Raw genomic sequence first — 17,109 nt, 5'->3', positions numbered from 1 at the left:
AACAGGCCGGCGCCACGCCGGCCTTTTGCCGTCCACATGACTGAACCCATCGAGTGGCTGCCGGATGGCACCCCCTACAGCCCCCGCTTCGGCGACCGCTACCACAGCGAAAACGGCGGCCTCACCCAGGCCCGCCGGGTGTTTTTGCACGGCTGTGGCCTGCCCGAGGCCTGGGCGGGGCAATCGCAGTGGCGCATTCTGGAGACCGGGTTTGGCTTTGGCCTGAATTTCCTGGTGACCTGGGCCGCCTGGCGCGCCGACCCGAAGCGCCCCACGCTGCTGCACTTCGTATCGACAGAAGCCTGGCCCGTGAGTGCAGCCGATCTGCTGCGTGCCACCTCGGTCCACCCTGAGCTGGCGCCGCTGGCTGAGGCATTGCACCGCCAGTGGTGGGGCCTGCTGCCGGGCGTGCACCGCCTGCGTTTTGATGAAGGCCGGGTGCTGCTCACCCTGTATGTGGGCGACACCCAGGCCATGCTGCGCCAGCAGAACCTGACGGTGGACTCTATCTACCTCGACGGCTTCAGCCCCCAGCGCAACCCCGAAAGCTGGGACCTGCACACGCTGAAGGCCGTGGCACGCTCTTGCCGTCGCGGTACACAGCTCGCCACCTGGACCATCGCACGCGCCGTGCGCGATGCCCTGGCGCAATGCGGCTTTGAAGTGACCCGCGTGCCCGGCGTGCCGCCCAAACGCGACAACCTGCATGCCACCTTCAACCCGCGCTGGGAGCCCCGCACCCCGCGCCAGCCCGGGGCAACGCCGGAACCCTCTCTGCCCGGCCCCTGCATCGTGATCGGTGGCGGCATTGCAGGTGCCGCCGCCGCCGCCAGCCTGGCCCGACGCGGCTGGCAGGTCACTGTACTGGACCAGGCCGCCGAGCCCGCCGCAGGCGCGTCCGCCCTGCCCGCCGGGGTCTTCGCGCCCCATGTGTCTCCCGACGACAGCGTGCTGTCGCGCCTGTCGCGCAGCGGCATCCGCTCCACGCTGGAGCAGGCCCGCTGGTTGCTGAACGAGGGGGTGGACTGGGCGTATTGCGGCGTGCTGGAGCACCGCACTGACGGCAGCCCCGGCCTGTCACCCGAATGGACACAAGGGCCGGGTGCCGCCTGGAGCGAGCCTGCCCCCCCCGCTGCCCTGGCTGCTGCCCAGTTACCGCCCGACGCAACCGCCTGCTGGCACCACCAGGCGGGCTGGGTGCGCCCGGCGCGTCTGGCCAGGGCCTTGCTGGGCCAACCTGGCATCCAATGGCGGGGAAATTGCGCGGTAGCCCAGCTGCGGCGCGTGGAGACACCCGCCACGACACACAGTCCGGACATCGCCACCTGGCAAGTGATCGATGCCCACGGCCAGGTGCTGGCCGAGGCGCCCACCGTGGTCATTGCGGCAGGCGCGGGCAGCGCGGCGCTGCTGAACCACCGCTGGCCCCTGCAGCCGGTGCGCGGCCAGGTGTCGTGGGGCGTGCACGCCGACCCGGCAACACTGCTGCTGCCATTGATTCCGTTCCCGGCCAACGGCAACGGCAACCTGGTACCCCGTTTCCCCATGGGGGATCAAGCCGACGGGGATCAAGGCTGGGTGATGGGCTCGACGTTCGAACGCGATGTGCAGGCCCTGCCGCCCAGCACAGCCGACATCCACACCGCCCATGCCACCAACTGGGCCAAGCTGCAGGGCCTGCTGCCCGGCATCGCGCCCCAGCTGGAGCCTTTGTTCACCCAGGCGCTGGCCATGTCGGCGCCTCAGCCCGCCCCGGGCGAGTCCCCCGCTCTGCGCACCTGGGCCGCCGTGCGCTGCACCGCGCCCGACCGGCTGCCTCTCGTGGGCCCGGTGGATGCGGTCCACCTGCCGGGCCTGTGGGCCAGCACGGCCATGGGCGCACGGGGGTTGACACTGGCGCTGTTGTGCGGCGAACTGCTGGCTGCCCGAGTGCAGGGCGAGCCCCTGCCGCTGGATGCGCGGCTGGCCAAGGCGCTGGGCACCGAGCGCCTGCCGTAACGCGGGCGCCGCAGGCATCCCAAGGCAGCCCTCCGCCAGCCCGCGCCAATCCTTGCTTATAAACAAATAGACATATTGGCAGAGCAAAACAATAGTTTGCATCCATAAGAAGCCCCTCTACATTCGCCGCCATGCATGAATTGGCGTTTGTTTTTGCGGGCTTTGCCGTCGGGCTCATCGTTGGCCTGACCGGTGTGGGCGGCGGCTCGCTCATGACGCCGATCCTGATCTTCTTCTTCGGTATCAAGCCCCACATGGCGGTCGGCACCGACCTGCTGTTCGCGGCTTTCACCAAAATGGGCGGCACCGTGAGCCTGGCCCGCCAACGGCTGGTGCCCTGGAAAGTGGTGGGCCAGTTGTGCGCCGGCAGCATTCCGGCGGCGCTGCTGGCGCTGTGGGCGCTGAAAGTCCTGGGGCCCGCCAGCGGCACGGCGCAGGCCATCATGACCACCACGCTGGGCTTTGCCCTGCTGCTCACGGCGGCGGCCACGCTCTACAAGGTGGTGGCGTTTTCTGCCCAGCGCCAGGCAGCCGAAGCCGCTGCCCGCAAAAGCCACACCGGAGACCCCACCCGCCCCCGCCACTGGAGCCTGCCGGTGCTGCTGGGCGCCGTGATCGGCACGCTGGTGACCTTTACCTCGGTGGGCGCAGGCGCCATTGGCGTCACGGTGCTGTTGCTCGTCTACCCCATGCTGCCGCTGCCACGCATCATCGGTGCCGACATTGCCTATGCCGTGCCGCTGACCCTGGTGGCGGGCCTGGGCCACGCATCCCTGGGCTCGGTGGATTGGCCTTTGCTTGCACAATTGCTGGCTGGCTCGCTGCCGGGCATCTGGCTGGGCTCTCGCCTCGTCGCCCGTACTCCTGAGCGCCTGATTCGCTCCGCCTTGTCCATTCTGCTGGCCTGGGCAGGCTTCAAACTGATTCTGATCTGAGTCCCTATGTACCAATACACCGCTTTCGACACCCAGTTCGTGAAACAGCGTGCCGCACAGTTCCGTGACCAGCTCACGCGCTGGCAGACGGGCAAGCTGAGCGAGGACGACTTCCGCCCCCTGCGCCTGCAAAACGGCTGGTACGTGCAGCGCTACGCGCCCATGCTGCGCGTGGCAGTGCCTTATGGCGAGATCGCCAGCCGCCAGCTGCGCGTGCTGGCGCAGATTGCCCGCGAATACGACGAGCCCGAAGCCGCCGTCTTCAAGGCCGCCATGGAAGGCCAGGGCAAGCTGGGCACCACGTTCCTGCCCACGCACTGCGCCCACTTCACCACCCGCACCAATGTGCAGTTCAACTGGATTCCGCTGTCCAAGAGCGCCGACGTGATGGACCTGCTCGCCAGCGTGAACCTGCACGGCATCCAGACCAGCGGCAACTGCATCCGCAACACCACCACCGACGCGCTGGCAGGCATCGCCGTGGACGAGATCGTGGACCCCCGCCCCTATGCGGAGCTGATCCGCCAGTGGTCCACGCTGCACCCCGAGTTCGCGTTTTTGCCCCGCAAGTTCAAGATCGCCATCACCGGCGCCAAGGACGACCGCGCGGCCACCGGCTGGCACGACGTGGGCTTGCACCTGGTCAAGAACGATGCAGGTGAGATCGGCTTCAAGGTGTTCGTGGGCGGCGGCATGGGCCGCACGCCGGTCATCGGCACCGTGATCCGCGAGTTCCTGCCGTGGAACCAGATCATGAATTACATCGAGGCCATCGTGCGCGTGTACAACGAGCACGGCCGCCGCGACAACAAGTACAAGGCCCGCATCAAAATTTTGGTGAAGTCCGAGGGCCAGCAGTACATCGACGATGTGGAAGCCGAATACCGCCAGATTTTGGAGATCGACGGCGGCCCCCACACCATCCCGCAGGGCGAATTTGACCGCGTGGCCGCCTGCTTTGTGCCACCCAAGCTGGCCGACATTGCCGACGTGGCCCCCGCAGCCTTGCAGGCATCGCTGGACGCACAGGCGGCAGAGCATGTGATGTTTGGCCGCTGGCTCAAGCGCAATGTGCACGCCCACCAAAATGCCCAGCTGCGCGCTGTCACACTGTCCTTCAAGCGCCCTGGTCAGTCGCCCGGCGACGCCACCAGCGAGCAGCTGATCGCACTGGCCGACCTGGTGGACAAATACTCCGCCGGCGAAGCCCGCGTGACGCACGACCAGAACGTGCTGCTGCCCTGGGTGCACGCCAGCCGCCTGTTTGACCTGTGGCAAGAAGCCAAGGCCCTGGGCCTGGCCAGCGCCAACGTGCAGCTGCTGACGGACATGATCGCCTGCCCCGGCGGCGACTTCTGCGCGCTGGCCAACGCCCGCTCGCTGCCGATTGCCGAGGCCATCACCCAGCGCTACCAGGACCTGGACGAGCTGGATGACATCGGCGAGATCGACCTGCATATCAGCGGCTGCATCAACAGCTGCGGCCACCACCACAGCGGCCATATCGGCATCCTGGGCGTCGATAAAGACGGCAAGGAGTGGTACCAGGTCACGCTGGGCGGCTCCGACGGCTCTGACCTGTCGGGCGCTGCCGTGGCCGGCAAGGTGATTGGCCCCTCGTTCTCGGCGGCCGAAGTGCCGGATGTGATCGAGGCCGTGCTCGGCGCCTACCGCGACCTGCGCGAAAGCGGCGAGACCTTCCAGAACACCGTGCGCCGCACTGGCCTCGACCCGTTCAAGGAAGCCGCCAAGCAGGCACGCCACAAAGAACCAGAAACCGCTGCCGCCTGAGCCCCGCAGCGCCGTACAGCACAGCCCCACAGACATGATGTTGAAACTAATCGCCGCCCAAGACCACCAGCCGCCTGCCGACGGCGACGCCCGCGCCGTGGCCCTGCCCAACGATGCCGATGCGCTGGCCCTACCGCTCGATGGGGTGGACCGTGTGGATCTGCACTTCCCCAACTTCACCGATGGCCGCGCATTCAGCCAGGCCTTCTTGCTGCGCCGCCGCCGTGGCTTTACGGGCGAGATCCGCGCCACCGGCGATGTGCTGATCGATCAGCTGGTGCAGATGCAACGCACGGGCTTTTCCAGCGCCGTGCTGCGCGAGGGCGTGGACGCTGCCGATGCGCAGCGCCAGTTTGAACGCTTCCCTGGCTTCTACCAGGGCGACGCCGTGAACCCCCAACCCCTGTTTGCCGCCCAGGCCGCCTGACAGGCGCACCGCACCGAAACACGAGCCCCTCACCATGAGTCACATCGATCTCGCACGCATCAACGCCGACCTGGGCCGCAACGCGCCCGCCCTGGTGGAATGGGCCCTGGGCCTGGGCAAGACCAGCATCGTCACCACCAACTTCCGCCCCTTCGAAGCCGTGATCCTGCACATGGTCACGCAGGTGAATCCTGACGTGCCCGTGGTCTGGATGGACAACGGCTACAACACCGAAGCCACCTACCGCTTTGCCGACGAAGTGACCCAGCAGCTGGGGTTGAAGCTGAAGATCTACCTGCCCCTGCGCTCGCGCGCCCACCGCGAAGCGGTGGACGGCCCTACGCCCGCGCTGGATGACCCACGCCACGCCGCCTTCACCGAAGAGGTGAAACTGGAGCCCTTTGCCCGCGCCCTGCGCGAGACCGCGCCGCAAGTCTGGTTCACTGCGCTGCGCGCCACTGACACCGCCGTGCGCGCGCAGATGGACCCGGTGAGCATCAACCCCGACGGCCTCATCAAGGTCGCGCCGCTGCTGCACTGGTCGTCCAAAGACCTGCACGAGTACTGCGTGAAACACGGCCTGCCCAACAACTTCGACTACGTGGACCCCACCAAGGGCGAAGACAACCGCGAGTGTGGCCTGCATATTGCCCACTGACCCCAGGTCCGACCATGAATGCCCGCACCGACTCAGCGCTGCTTGAGAAAACCAACAACATGAGCTACCACCTCAACAACTCCCACCTCGACGCCCTGGAAGAAGAAACCATCTTCATCCTGCGCGAAGTCGCCGCCGCCTTCGAGCGCCCCGCCCTGCTGTTCTCGGGCGGCAAGGATTCGCTGGTCATGCTCAAGTGCGCCGAAAAGGCCTTTGGCGCGGGCCGCATCCCTTACCCGCTCTTGATGATCGACACGGGCCACAACTTTCCTGAAGTGACGGACTTCCGCGACTTCCGGGCGAAGGAGCTGGGCGCCGAACTCATCGTGCGCAGCGTGGAAGATTCGATGGCGCGCGGCACCGTGCGCCTGGCCCACCCCGGCGAATCGCGCAACGTGCACCAGTCGGTCACGCTGCTCGAGGCCATCGAGGAATTCCGCTTCGACGCGCTGATCGGCGGCGCCCGCCGCGACGAGGAAAAGGCCCGCGCCAAGGAGCGCATCTTTTCGCACCGCGACAGCTTCGGCCAATGGCAGCCCAAGGCCCAGCGCCCCGAGCTGTGGACCCTGTTCAACACCCGCCTGCAGCCCGGCGAGCACTTCCGCGTTTTCCCCATCAGCAACTGGACCGAGCTGGACGTGTGGCAGTACATCGACCGCGAGCAGATCGGCCTGCCCAGCATCTACTACACGCACAAGCGCCAGGTGGTGGACAAGAAGGGCCTGCTGATGCCGGTGACCGAGCTGACCCCGCCGCGTGAGGGCGATATGGTGGAAACGCGCGATGTGCGCTTCCGCACCGTGGGCGACATCACCTGCACCGCCCCCGTGGAAAGCACCGCAGCCACCCCGGCCGAGATCGTCATCGAGACCTTGGCCGCCGACGTGAGCGAGCGTGGCGCCACACGCATGGACGACAAGACATCGGATGCTTCGATGGAGAAGCGCAAGAAGGACGGGTATTTCTGATGACCGCTATCAATTCAATAGCTACTGGCGCAAACAACACTAGCGCTACCGGCCAAAACGACCATATTTCCGCCCTCAAGTTCATCACTTGCGGCTCCGTCGATGACGGCAAGAGCACGCTGATCGGCCGCCTGCTGGTGGACAGCAAGGCCGTGCTGCAAGACCACTTGGCCGGCGTTCAGCGCCAGGGTGAGACCGACCTGGCCCTGCTGACCGACGGCCTTTCCGCCGAGCGCGAGCAAGGCATCACCATCGACGTGGCCTACCGCTACTTCGCCACGGAAGAGCGCAAGTTCATCATTGGCGACGCGCCCGGCCATGAGCAGTACACCCGCAACATGGTGACGGCCGCCAGCAGTGCCGACGCCGCCGTGGTACTGGTCGATGCGACCAAGCTCGACTGGAAGAACCCCGGCCTCGCATTGCTGCCGCAGACGCGCCGCCACAGCCTGCTGGCCCATTTGCTGCGCGTGCACTCGCTGGTGTTTGCCGTGAACAAGCTGGACGCGGTGGAAGCCCCCGCGCTGGCCTGGAAGCATATTCAAGGCGCACTGCAGGCCTTTGCCCAGGCGGCAGGCATCACCGTGCGCGCCATGGTGCCGGTCTCCGCCCTCAAGGGCTGGAACGTGGTGGACGCCCACGCAGGCTGGTGCGGCTATGACGGTCCTACCCTGCTGCAAGTCTTGGAAGAACTGCCCAACACCCCCGCCGACACAGCGCTGGCACCTGCCTTCCCGGTGCAGTGGGTCGAGAAGTTCTCGTCCTCGTCGGACACCAGCCAGGGCCGCCGCGTGTTCTGGGGCCGCGTGGCCGCCGGCAGTTTTGCGCCCGGCACGGCGGTGCAGATTTTCCCCAGCGGCCAGCTCGCCACGGTGGCCCAGGTGCTGGACCACGCCCGCCACCCCAAAGACGTGCCCGCAGGCACCAGCGCGGGCATCATCCTGGACCGCGAGGTGGACGTATCGCGCGGCGACTGGATTTTGGCAGCGCCCACACCCGCAGCAGCCCCAGCCGATGACGACTTTGGCGACACGCCCGCCGCCACCCCGGCCTGGCCCGCCAGCCGCGAGCTGCGCACTACCGTCGCCTGGATGGACGACGAGCCGCTGGTTGCAGGCCGCGTGTATTGGGCGCTCCACGGCCACCGCTGGGTCAAGGCCAAGGTCAAGGCCGTGGTGCACAAGCTCAACATCAACACGCTGGCCGAAGAAGCCGCCACACAGCTCGATCCCAATGCCATAGGCCATGTGGACCTGCTGCTGCAGGAGGCGATTCCCGCCGCAGCATTCAGCCAGGCCCGCGTGCTGGGCTCGCTGATTCTGGTGGACACCGCCAGCCACAAAACCGCTGGCGCCGTGCTCGTCAACTGATCCAGATCAGCGCCCCAAGCCCCAGTCACCCCATCGGGGTGAGGGACCCTGCAACCAAAGGTCGGTGAAAGCTTTTAAAATCGAGGGTTTTCACCGACCCACACAACTCCTGTCATGACCCACGTCGTTTCCGAAAACTGCATCAAGTGCAAGTACACCGATTGTGTGGACGTGTGCCCCGTGGACTGCTTCCGCGAAGGCCCGAACATGCTCGTCATCGATCCCGATGAGTGCATCGATTGCGCCGTCTGCATCCCCGAGTGCCCGGCCAACGCCATCTTTGCCGAAGAAGACCTGCCGGCCGACCAGATCGCCTTCATCAAACTCAACGCCGATCTGTCCTTTGCCGACGGCTGGAAGAGCATCACCAAACGCAAGCCCGCGCTGCCTGACGCCGACGAGTGGAACGGCAAGCCGGGCAAGGTCAACGAACTAGTCAAGTGACCCCCCTGAGTCGCTTCGCGCCATCCCCCAAGGGGGACGCCACCAGTGGCCTGGCAAAGCCAGTTCCACGGTGGCACAGGTCTTTGGCAGCGCCAGTTTCGGGCGCTGCGCGCGTGGCTTGAGCATGATTCAAGATACCGACGCCGTCGTCATCGGCGCGGGGCCCGTGGGCCTGTTCCAGGTCTTCCAGCTGGGCCTGCAGGGCATCACCGCTCACCTGATCGACGCCCTGCCCCATGCGGGCGGCCAGTGCGTCGAGCTGTACGGCGACAAACCCATCTACGACATCCCGGGCATCCCGGTGTGCACCGGGCGTGAGCTGGCGGGTCTGCTGCTGCAGCAGATTGCGCCGTTCAAGACCCAGTGGCACCTGAACACGCTGGTGTCCGCACTCACCGTGCAGGCCGATGGAAGCCTGCTGGTCGAAACCTCGCAAGGTGCGCAACTGCTGGCCCGCTGCGTGTTCATTGCCGCAGGCGTAGGCGCCTTTGTGCCGCGCGCGCTCAAGGTGGACGGCATCGAGCGCTTTGTGGGCAACCAGGTCCACTACCAACACCTGCCCGCGACTGCGGATGTGGCCGGGCGCCACGTCGTCGTGCACGGCGGCGACGAGCCCGCCGTGGCCCGCGCCGTGGATCTGGCCGAGCAAGGTCAGGCCGCACGCGTCAGCCTGCTGCACCGCCGCGACGTGTTCCAGGCGCCTGAAGCCCTGTTGCAACGCCTGCAGCAATTGCGCGATGCGGGCCGTATCCACGTCGAGGCCGCACAGATCACCGGCATTGACACTGCGGGCGACCGCCTCACCGCACTGCAGGTGGTGGATGCCGACGGCAGCACCCGCGCCCTGGCGCTGGACCTGCTGGTGGCCGTGCTGGGTATCTCCCCCCGCCTCGGACCCATTGCGGACTGGGGTTTGGCCATGGACCGCAAACAGCTGGTGGTGGACACCGAGGCCTTCCGCACCAGCGTGCCCGGCATTTACGCCGTGGGCGACATCAACACCTACCCCGGCAAACGCAAGCTCATCCTGTGCGGCTTCCACGAAGCCACGCTGGCGGCCTTTGGTGCGGCCGAGGTGCTCAAGGGCGACAAGGTGGCGCTGCAATACACCACCACCAGTCCACGGCTGCACCAGTTGCTGGGTGTCGCACCGTTATCGGCACCTTCTGCCGCCGTGTAGCCCCGGCGGGCCAGGGCTCGTCACTTCGTGCCCAAACGACGGGCCCACAAATAAGCACAAAATGTCCAAAAGGCGCGCAAGCGCCCGGCACGATGGCGTCTCCATCCACCCACCAGGAGCACGCCATGAGCCAACCCCCCCTTCAATCCATCTGGGACACCTACACCGCGTCGTGGAAGACCGATTCGGCCGCGGACCGCACAGCCCTTTTTACCCAGTCCCTCGACCCCGCCTGCACCTACAACGACCCGCTGGCCACCGCCCAGGGCTGGGACCAATTGACGGCCTACATGGACAACTTTCACAGCCAGGTGCCCGGCGGGCATTTTGTGACCCACTATTTCGCCAGCCACAACCAGCAGAGCATCGCCAAATGGAACATGGTGGATGGCAGCGGACAGGTGATCGGAGAAGGCGTGAGCTACGGCCGGTACAACGACCGGAATCGCCTGGTTGCCATGACCGGTTTCTTTGAAATCCCTTGAACCGACGCCGCCGTGCTTTATCTCCGGCAAATCCAGGAGGGCATCGATTTCATCGAGGCCCATCTCGAATCCGATATCCAGCTTTCCGAGGTGGCACGGGCTGCCGGGATGAGCCAGTGGCACTTCCAGCGGATCTTCAAGGCGCTGACCAACGAAACCCTCAAGACCTATATCCGGTCGCGCCGGTTCTCGCGGGCGCTGGAGCAGTTGACCAACACGCGGCTGAGCGTGCTCGACATTGCGCTGGCGTCCGGGTACGAGACGCAGGAGAGTTTCACGCGCGCGTTCAGGGATTGCTTTCGGCTCACGCCGTCGCAGTACCGCAAGATGGGCAACCGCTCGCTGTTCGTGCGCAAGATCCGCTTCGACGAAAGCTACCTCGCGCACATTCACCACAACATTTCGCTGAAACCCGACATCAAGGAGCAGCCTCCCATGCAGCTGGTCGGGCTGCCCACGGACTACTACGGCATCGACTCCGAAAAGAACAATCTGGGGCAAAAACTGCCGCCCCTGTGGGCGAAGTTCCTGCCCCGGCTGGGCGAGATTGCGAACACCGTGCCCGGGGTCTGCTACGGCGTCGTAGCCCCAGCGGGGCCCCACACCGAAGAACTGCGCTACCTGGCCTGCATCGAAGTGCGGGGCCTCGGTGCGCTGCCACCGGGCATGGTGGCCATGGAAATCCCCGGATCGACCTATGCACGCTTCACCCACCGGGGCCCTGCGCAGAACGTCGATGCGACGGTGAACTACATCTATGCGAGCTGGCTGCTGTCGGCCGGCCCGTCGCACACCCTGGGGCCGGATCTGGAAATCTACGGCTCGCAATACCACCCGACGTCCAGCGACTCCGTGATGCACTACGCGATCCCGATCGCCCAGGGCAAGCGCTGACCCTCCCCCTCCAAGAGGACCGTGCTCCTTTGGGGCGCCATCGCTAAGGGCGTCGAACCGGCCTGCCGGAACCGACTGAAAGAGTCCCTTTGAATCTGATTAAGATCATCCGGAGCCAGGGTCGGAACAGTAATCGAGCTCCCCGCTACCTACTGGCCAGGAGCGGACATTGGAGCCACAAATGCCACTCGAATGGAAACACTCCGCAGATGGAGTCGACTGGGAAGAACTTTCTGCCCTCTATCGGGCTGCACCACTAGGCGAGAAGCCGCCGCTTCATCTGCAGAAAGTCTTCTCAAACAGCATGTTCAAGTGTTTCGTCTACGAGAATGCGAAGCTCGTAGCGGTGGGACGCGCGCTCGCTGATGGTGGAGATTGCTCGTACATATGCGACGTTGCGGTATTGCCCAGCTATCAAGGCACAGGCCTCGGCAAACAAGTTGTCAGTGACCTGGTGGAAATGTCATCCGGTCACAAGAAAATCATCTTGTATGCGGTCCCTGGCAAAGAACCTTTCTACAGGAAATTCGGCTTCATGCGAATGAAGACGGCTATGGCGATCTTCAAGAATCAGCAGCAGCAGGTGGAGGGGGGCTACCTTAGTGAAAGCTAATCCTCAAATCAAGATGACGCGTACCGGCAAGTCGTCTGCTGCCGGGGGGCCAAAGGTCTGCAACGGGCCCGCTAGCGTCCTTCTGTGTGGGGCAGAATCCGGCCAGAAGCTGACAGTCAAGGATCGCACTGTTATGAAGAAGCTATTGACACCTCCCAAGTCAGACTACTTTCACCTTCGGCTGCTTTTTGCTGGCGTCTGGCGCTGGCTACGGCGAGAGCCGCGTCTCTTTGGGGGTGCGATACATCGTGCCGCTCTTGAGAATGCGAAGGTTCAGGATGCAAAAGAGCAGCCTAGAAAACGTTGATCGTGCCGCGTTACCTGCTTAGCTACTCATTAGCAGACCGAAGTCGGCCAGGAGCCGACGTCCGGTACCCTCGCCCATTTCGCTTGGACGCTGAGCCTACGGGTCGCGTTTTGATGGCGTTGATCGACTCTTTCCGCCTGGCGACCCTAGCAGCGCGTGTTCTGTTGCTGCGGCTATCTGGTCTGCGAAGTTACTTCCTACGGAACGTGCAAGCGTAACCGCTCCCGCAAGCGAAGAGAGGGCGGCGCAAGCGGCTCCAATGTCTCGTGGTGCATTTGGCGAGGCTGGACCGTCGACGATCACCTGCGCAATGTCGCGCAAAGCCTTTTCAAACATTTCACGGGAACCTTCATCCGATCGCGCGACTTCTGCCGGCATCGTCTGAAGCGTGCAACTCTCTGACAAGTCACAGGTCCGCTTGGCACTGAGGTAAAAGCGCACAAACTCCGGCCACCACGTGGGTCCGTGCTTTTCCTGGAAGTGCAGCACGCCGCCTCGCAATTCGGCCATGCCCTGTGCGACCGACTCCCGGAATGCGTGGGCCTTCGAGTCGAAATGAACGTAGAAGGCACCCGATGTCAGGCCTGCTTCCTTCGCCAGGCCGTCAACGCCAATCCCGCCAAATCCTGCCTTGCGAAACCCACGCCCTGCGCCGTCCAGTATGCGTTGCCGCGTCTGCACCTTCTGTTCGGACCTTGACACGAGGGGCTCCTTCAACATGTGAAGCTGACGATTGTAGTTGTTCAAAACACGATCGTTATGTATTATCGAATAACGGTCGTTACTTGAAATGTTCTGCGGTTCGCAGCGCATGAGCGACGCCGTTCTTTCTGTTTGGAGTACCCATGCCACTTACTCTCACCCTCACCGAGGGCGTTCTTCCAAAGGGCCAGGAAAAAATCGCCTTCAGCCGCCTGTCAGATGCCATGCTGAGATGGCATGGCTTGGCAGGAAACAAGGCGATGACGCCCAACATCGTGGGTTCGATCCACGTCTTGCCAACGGAGCACACGTACTCCGGATCAAAGGAGGCCTCTGTGGCATTCGTCGAATGGAAGGTCCCGTCCTTCGCGTTCGCCAGTCGGGAGGTTCAAGTTGGCTACATAGAAGAAGCCACGAACATCATTCATGAGCTGTCGGGCGCGCAGCACCCGAAGGAGCGCATATGGGTCAACGTCGTGCACGCGGTAGACGGGGCCTGGGGCATCGCCGGGATGGCTCTCACCAATGCGCAGCTCGGCGAAGGAGCCGCCTCGGCCTGACGCCCATCTACCTCTGGGAATACCAACATGCAACTCTCGAACTATTTGTTTTTCACCACCACCTGTGATGACGCCCTGGCTTTCTATACTCAATGTGGTCTCGGACGTGTCGTCGAGGTGCTTCGCTACGGGGTCGATGGCATGCCCGTGAAGAACGAGGCCATGCGCGGCAAGGTCATGCATGCCAAGTTCGAGGGACCGGGCTTGCTCTTCTATGCCTCCGACAACGATGATGCGGAGCCGATGCGAGGCTCCGCGCATTTGCTTGCGATGAACGGTCGAGATTCAACGAACAATCTCTTCCGCGCTTTGGCTGCAGGTGGAACAGTCACGACCCCCTTGGGCATTCAGCCGTGGGGGGACTACTACGGCAAATTGACCGACCGGTTCGGTGTTCAGTGGATGCTGAACTGCGCTGAGTAAAGTAAGAGCGTTGAAGGCCCAGTTGCGGATGGCTGCTTCGTGAAATTTCGCAGTACCGCTTTGGGCCTACAGCCGTCCTTCAATTGAGCACGCTATATGTCACGAACGAAAACCTCAGATTTCCAGTTACATGAAGACATACGCTGCGTCGGCGGGGAGTCTGACGACGAAGAGCCTGACGGTCCACTAAGTGCGGGGCAGCAAGCTCGCGTTGAAGCGCTATCGCAATGCCAAGTAGCTGCAGCCGACGATGCGCTCATGAGTGCGGCGGCACCCCACTGGCAAAAAGTCGCCCGTTTGGTCGCAGAGGTAATGACGAGCAATTGGCCTAACAAACCGAGCGGGATTGCGGATGTTTACTACGCTCAGCGTGTGGATAGGCTGGTCCAGAAAGGCATCCTGGAAGCGCGGGGAGACTTAAGAAGAATGCGATTTAGCGAAGTGCGATTGGCAATTTCACACAAGCCAACGTGACCTAGCAGCAAGGCTGACACACCAAAAGCAGCCCGCTTGCTTTGTCAGTTGAGTGCGTGCTTTTATCTATCGCCAACGACTGCTCCTGGCCGAATGCTTCCCCACGGCGGGGGACGCGAACGGGCCCGCTCTAGACGGTCACCGCTGCCTCAAGGCGCCATTCGCACCCATGAAGGAAATGAACTGCGCCACTTGTGAAACAGCTCGCTGACCTCACTCAACCCTGTTTAACTAGAATCCAACCATATCGCTGGGGGTGTCCTGCAATAAATTCGTTGCTGGGCTGAGATCAAACCCTTCGAACCTGTTGCCTGCATTGTTCTACTTTGCAGGCTTGAGATCATCCTCGCGCAGGGAAGCAAGTCCGCCATGGCACGGCCCTGAACACGTCAGGGCGCACTGGTGGGCGGCCCCTGCTCTGTATCTGCTTACGGAGCCATTCCATGTCCTCATCGCCTGCCACGCACGCCACCAACGAAGCGCTGGCTCCCGTCTCCCCCGATCGCCGCGTCTTCCAGTGGCATGACCACGCCTCGCTCTGGTTCAGCCTGGGTGTGGGCCTGCTGGTCATGCAGGTGGGCGCCTACCTGATGCCTGCGCTGGGCACCAAAGAGGCACTCGTCGCCATCGTCGCCGGTTCCATCGTGGGCGCGGGCCTGCTGGGCTGGGTGGCCAAGCTGGGCTGCGACAGCGGCCTGGCCAGCGCCGGGCTGATGCACGCCGTGTACGGCCGCACGTTTGCCAGCCTGCCCATCATCTTGAACATCGTGCAGCTGGTGGGCTGGGGCACGTTCGAGCTGGTGGTGATGCGCGATGCCACCGTGGCCATCGGCCAGCAGTCGTGCGCCATGGCTGGTGCCCACTGGCCGGTGCTGGCGACGCTGCTGTGGGGCGGCGTGGTGATGCTGCTGATCAGCGGATCGATGGTGCAGCTGGTGCGCAAGCTGATTGCGCGCATTGCCCTGCCGCTGGTGGTGTTGTCGCTGCTGTGGCTGTCGTGGCAGTTCCTCTCGCTGGCGCAAACCCAAGGTTTTGAAGCGCTGTGGACACGCAAGGGCGACGGCGGCATGGGCGTGCTGCCCGCGCTGGACCTGGTGATCGCCATGCCCATCTCTTGGCTGCCGCTGGTTGCCGACTACGCGCGCCATGGCAAGAACGGCGGCTCCGCACTGCGCGGCACCTGGCTGGGCTATGCGTTGGCCAATATCTGGTGCTACAGCCTCGGTGTGCTGGTGGCGCTGACCTTGCCCAGCCAGGACCTGGTGCAGGCGCTGCTGCTGGCCCAGGGCGGGCTGATTGCGCTGTCGCTGATCCTGATTGACGAGGTGGACAACGCCTATGGCGACGCCTATTCGGGCGCCGTCTCGGCCCACAGCCTGCTGCCGCGCTGGGGCGTACGCGCTTGGGGCCTGCTGGTGGCCGCGCTGTGCACTGGGCTGGCACTGGTGCTACCCATGCACAGCCTGGAGCCGTTCTTGCTGCTGCTCAGCTCGGTGTTTGTGCCGCTGTTTGGCGTGATCCTGGGGCGCCTGGCCTTCGGCACCGATGCGCCCGCCCTGCTCGCGGCTGCGCGCAAGGTGAATGCGGCGCCCGTGGCCATCTGGCTGGCGGGTATCGCGGTGTACCACCTGGCACCCAAGGTACTGCCTGACGCGGGCTCTGCACTGCCCGCACTGGTGTTCAGCTTTGTGCTTGCCTGGGCCACGAGGCCCAAGGCACACTGAACCAATCAATCACTATAAAAAGATGAGCACTCAGCGTATGATTGACTAGCGCTTGAGCCTCAAAACACCCAAAAATCGCTCTACAGTGCCTGAAACACCCGCTGCGCCACGGGCGCGTAGCCGTGGTTGAGCGGGCCATGGCCGTGGCCGGTGGTGACATCCGCCCCGGCAGCAATGGCCCCCAGGATGTAGGCCCGTGCCTGCTCTACGGCCTGCTGCAGCGGCTGGCCCAGTGCCAGCTGCGCGGCAATCGCTGACGACAGGGTGCACCCGGTGCCATGCCCGTTGTGGGTGGCAATGCGCTGTGACTGCAACCGGTGGCCCCGTCCTTGTGCGTGTTCCCCGCCTTGCACGGCCAGCACATCCACCACCCAGTCGCCCGGAAGGTGCCCGCCTTTGAGCAGCGCGGCGCGGGCGCCCAGTCGCAGCAGGTCTTGCGCGGCCAGCTCCAGCGCCTCCACGCTCTCGATGCTGCGCCCCAGCAGCCATCCGGCCTCGTCCAGGTTGGGCGTGACCACTTCGGCCAGCGGAAACAGCTCCTGGACCAGCACGGCCACCGTCTCCTGGGCAATCAGCCGATCGCCACTGGTGGCCACCATCACCGGGTCCAGCACCACGTGCGGCAGCTGATAGGTCCGAATGGCTTCTGCCACCACGTGCACCACGTCCGGTGAGTGCAGCATGCCGATCTTGACGGCGTCCACGCCAATGTCCTGCACCACCGCATCGATCTGGGCCTTGAGCATCTCGGGCGGAATGCCGTGGATGCCTGTCACCCCACAGGTGTTCTGGGCCGTGATGGCGGTGATGGCTGTCATGCCATAGCAGCCCAGGGCACTGAAGGTCTTGAGATCGGCCTGGATGCCCGCGCCGCCGCCGCTGTCAGATCCGGCAATGGAGAGCACGCGTGCGTAGCGATGGCCCGCGGAGGGCAAGGAGGTCGTCGGTGAAATCATGGCAAAAATTATGGCCTATGCGCCACGTCAAAACGGGGCGCATGGGGGATGTGCTGTAATTCATTTTCCGGACGAAACAGGGGTGTCCCACCCTAGAGTCGGTTCCAAGTCTTTTTGGAGACTGCATTGGAGTGCAATCGGGATGAGTGGATGCTTCGGGTGCGCCGCATGGGCTCATGCCCATGCAAGCAGCCGGGGCG

18 protein-coding genes are annotated in these 17,109 nt (G+C 64.3%); 16 read left to right on the top strand and 2 right to left on the bottom strand.

The genetic code is table 11. The features are described 5' to 3' along the window. The first annotated feature begins 36 nt into the window (after positions 1 to 36). The 12 genes from mnmC to ASD75_RS06925 all read left to right on the top strand — a co-directional run bounded on the left by mnmC (position 37) and on the right by ASD75_RS06925 (position 11,763). The gene (gene mnmC, locus ASD75_RS06980) at positions 37 to 1,998 is read left to right on the top strand and encodes an FAD-dependent 5-carboxymethylaminomethyl-2-thiouridine(34) oxidoreductase MnmC (RefSeq protein WP_056744257.1); all 1,962 of its coding nucleotides are present in this window, start codon (positions 37 to 39) and stop codon (positions 1,996 to 1,998) included. A 131-nt stretch (positions 1,999 to 2,129) separates the two neighbouring features. After that, positions 2,130 to 2,933, top strand: coding sequence for a sulfite exporter TauE/SafE family protein (locus ASD75_RS06975; RefSeq protein WP_056744255.1), 804 nt, complete (start codon positions 2,130 to 2,132; stop codon positions 2,931 to 2,933). Between the two features lie 6 nt (positions 2,934 to 2,939). Continuing rightward, positions 2,940 to 4,724 (top strand): nitrite/sulfite reductase, encoded by a 1,785-nt coding sequence (locus ASD75_RS06970; RefSeq protein WP_056744252.1) that lies wholly within the window; start codon positions 2,940 to 2,942, stop codon positions 4,722 to 4,724. Positions 4,725 to 4,764: 40 nt separating this feature from the next. Then, on the top strand, positions 4,765 to 5,151 hold the full coding sequence (locus tag ASD75_RS06965) for a DUF934 domain-containing protein (protein ID WP_056745094.1): 387 nt from the start codon (positions 4,765 to 4,767) through the stop codon (positions 5,149 to 5,151). 34 nt (positions 5,152 to 5,185) lie between these two features. Continuing rightward, complete coding sequence (locus tag ASD75_RS06960; protein ID WP_056744250.1) at positions 5,186 to 5,809, top strand: phosphoadenosine phosphosulfate reductase family protein; 624 nt, start codon at positions 5,186 to 5,188, stop codon at positions 5,807 to 5,809. Between the two features lie 14 nt (positions 5,810 to 5,823). After that, positions 5,824 to 6,777 carry a sulfate adenylyltransferase subunit CysD gene (gene cysD, locus ASD75_RS06955; protein WP_056744248.1) on the top strand — a complete coding sequence of 318 codons (954 nt, stop codon included), beginning with the start codon at positions 5,824 to 5,826 and terminating at the stop codon, positions 6,775 to 6,777. Then, entirely contained in the window at positions 6,777 to 8,147 is a 1,371-nt protein-coding gene (locus ASD75_RS06950) for a sulfate adenylyltransferase subunit 1 (RefSeq protein ID WP_056744245.1), read from the top strand. The genes cysD and ASD75_RS06950 overlap by 1 nt, the downstream gene beginning before the upstream one ends. 114 nt (positions 8,148 to 8,261) lie before the next feature. Beyond that, the gene (fdxA, locus tag ASD75_RS06945; RefSeq protein ID WP_056744243.1) at positions 8,262 to 8,591 is read left to right on the top strand and encodes a ferredoxin FdxA; all 330 of its coding nucleotides are present in this window, start codon (positions 8,262 to 8,264) and stop codon (positions 8,589 to 8,591) included. Positions 8,592 to 8,715: 124 nt separating this feature from the next. After that, positions 8,716 to 9,771, top strand: a complete 1,056-nt coding sequence (locus ASD75_RS06940; RefSeq protein ID WP_056745092.1) for an NAD(P)/FAD-dependent oxidoreductase — start codon at positions 8,716 to 8,718, stop codon at positions 9,769 to 9,771. A 125-nt stretch (positions 9,772 to 9,896) separates the two neighbouring features. Beyond that, positions 9,897 to 10,256 carry a nuclear transport factor 2 family protein gene (locus tag ASD75_RS06935; RefSeq protein WP_056744238.1) on the top strand — a complete coding sequence of 120 codons (360 nt, stop codon included), beginning with the start codon at positions 9,897 to 9,899 and terminating at the stop codon, positions 10,254 to 10,256. Positions 10,257 to 10,268: 12 nt separating this feature from the next. Further along, positions 10,269 to 11,150 (top strand): helix-turn-helix domain-containing protein, encoded by an 882-nt coding sequence (locus tag ASD75_RS06930; protein WP_056744236.1) that lies wholly within the window; start codon positions 10,269 to 10,271, stop codon positions 11,148 to 11,150. Positions 11,151 to 11,331: 181 nt separating this feature from the next. Then, complete coding sequence (locus ASD75_RS06925) at positions 11,332 to 11,763, top strand: GNAT family N-acetyltransferase (protein WP_056067433.1); 432 nt, start codon at positions 11,332 to 11,334, stop codon at positions 11,761 to 11,763. A 403-nt stretch (positions 11,764 to 12,166) separates the two neighbouring features. On the opposite strand, the gene ASD75_RS23215 is transcribed toward ASD75_RS06925, so the two are convergent. Then, a complete protein-coding gene (locus tag ASD75_RS23215) occupies positions 12,167 to 12,817 on the bottom strand; it encodes a TetR/AcrR family transcriptional regulator (protein ID WP_235511559.1) in 651 nt (216 codons plus the stop codon). 98 nt (positions 12,818 to 12,915) lie between these two features. Between ASD75_RS23215 and ASD75_RS06920 the strand changes: the two genes are divergently transcribed. From ASD75_RS06920 to ASD75_RS06910, 4 genes are all read left to right on the top strand, one after another. After that, positions 12,916 to 13,332 carry a hypothetical protein gene (locus ASD75_RS06920; protein ID WP_021007135.1) on the top strand — a complete coding sequence of 139 codons (417 nt, stop codon included), beginning with the start codon at positions 12,916 to 12,918 and terminating at the stop codon, positions 13,330 to 13,332. A gap of 27 nt (positions 13,333 to 13,359) precedes the next feature. Continuing rightward, on the top strand, positions 13,360 to 13,755 hold the full coding sequence (locus ASD75_RS06915) for a VOC family protein (protein WP_047787334.1): 396 nt from the start codon (positions 13,360 to 13,362) through the stop codon (positions 13,753 to 13,755). Positions 13,756 to 13,851: 96 nt separating this feature from the next. Then, a complete protein-coding gene (locus ASD75_RS24280; protein ID WP_082564924.1) occupies positions 13,852 to 14,229 on the top strand; it encodes a DUF3658 domain-containing protein in 378 nt (125 codons plus the stop codon). Between the two features lie 443 nt (positions 14,230 to 14,672). After that, entirely contained in the window at positions 14,673 to 15,953 is a 1,281-nt protein-coding gene (locus tag ASD75_RS06910; protein WP_056744234.1) for a cytosine permease, read from the top strand. A gap of 80 nt (positions 15,954 to 16,033) precedes the next feature. Here ASD75_RS06910 and thiD read toward each other — a convergent pair whose 3' ends face one another. Beyond that, a complete protein-coding gene (thiD, locus tag ASD75_RS06905) occupies positions 16,034 to 16,909 on the bottom strand; it encodes a bifunctional hydroxymethylpyrimidine kinase/phosphomethylpyrimidine kinase (RefSeq protein WP_056744232.1) in 876 nt (291 codons plus the stop codon). Positions 16,910 to 17,109: the final 200 nt, after the last annotated feature.

This window comes from Acidovorax sp. Root568 (assembly GCF_001427445.1).
Lineage (GTDB): Bacteria > Pseudomonadota > Gammaproteobacteria > Burkholderiales > Burkholderiaceae_C > Acidovorax > Acidovorax delafieldii.
Note: the sequence above shows the minus strand (reverse complement) of the source record. Positions and strands in the feature narration are given on the sequence as shown.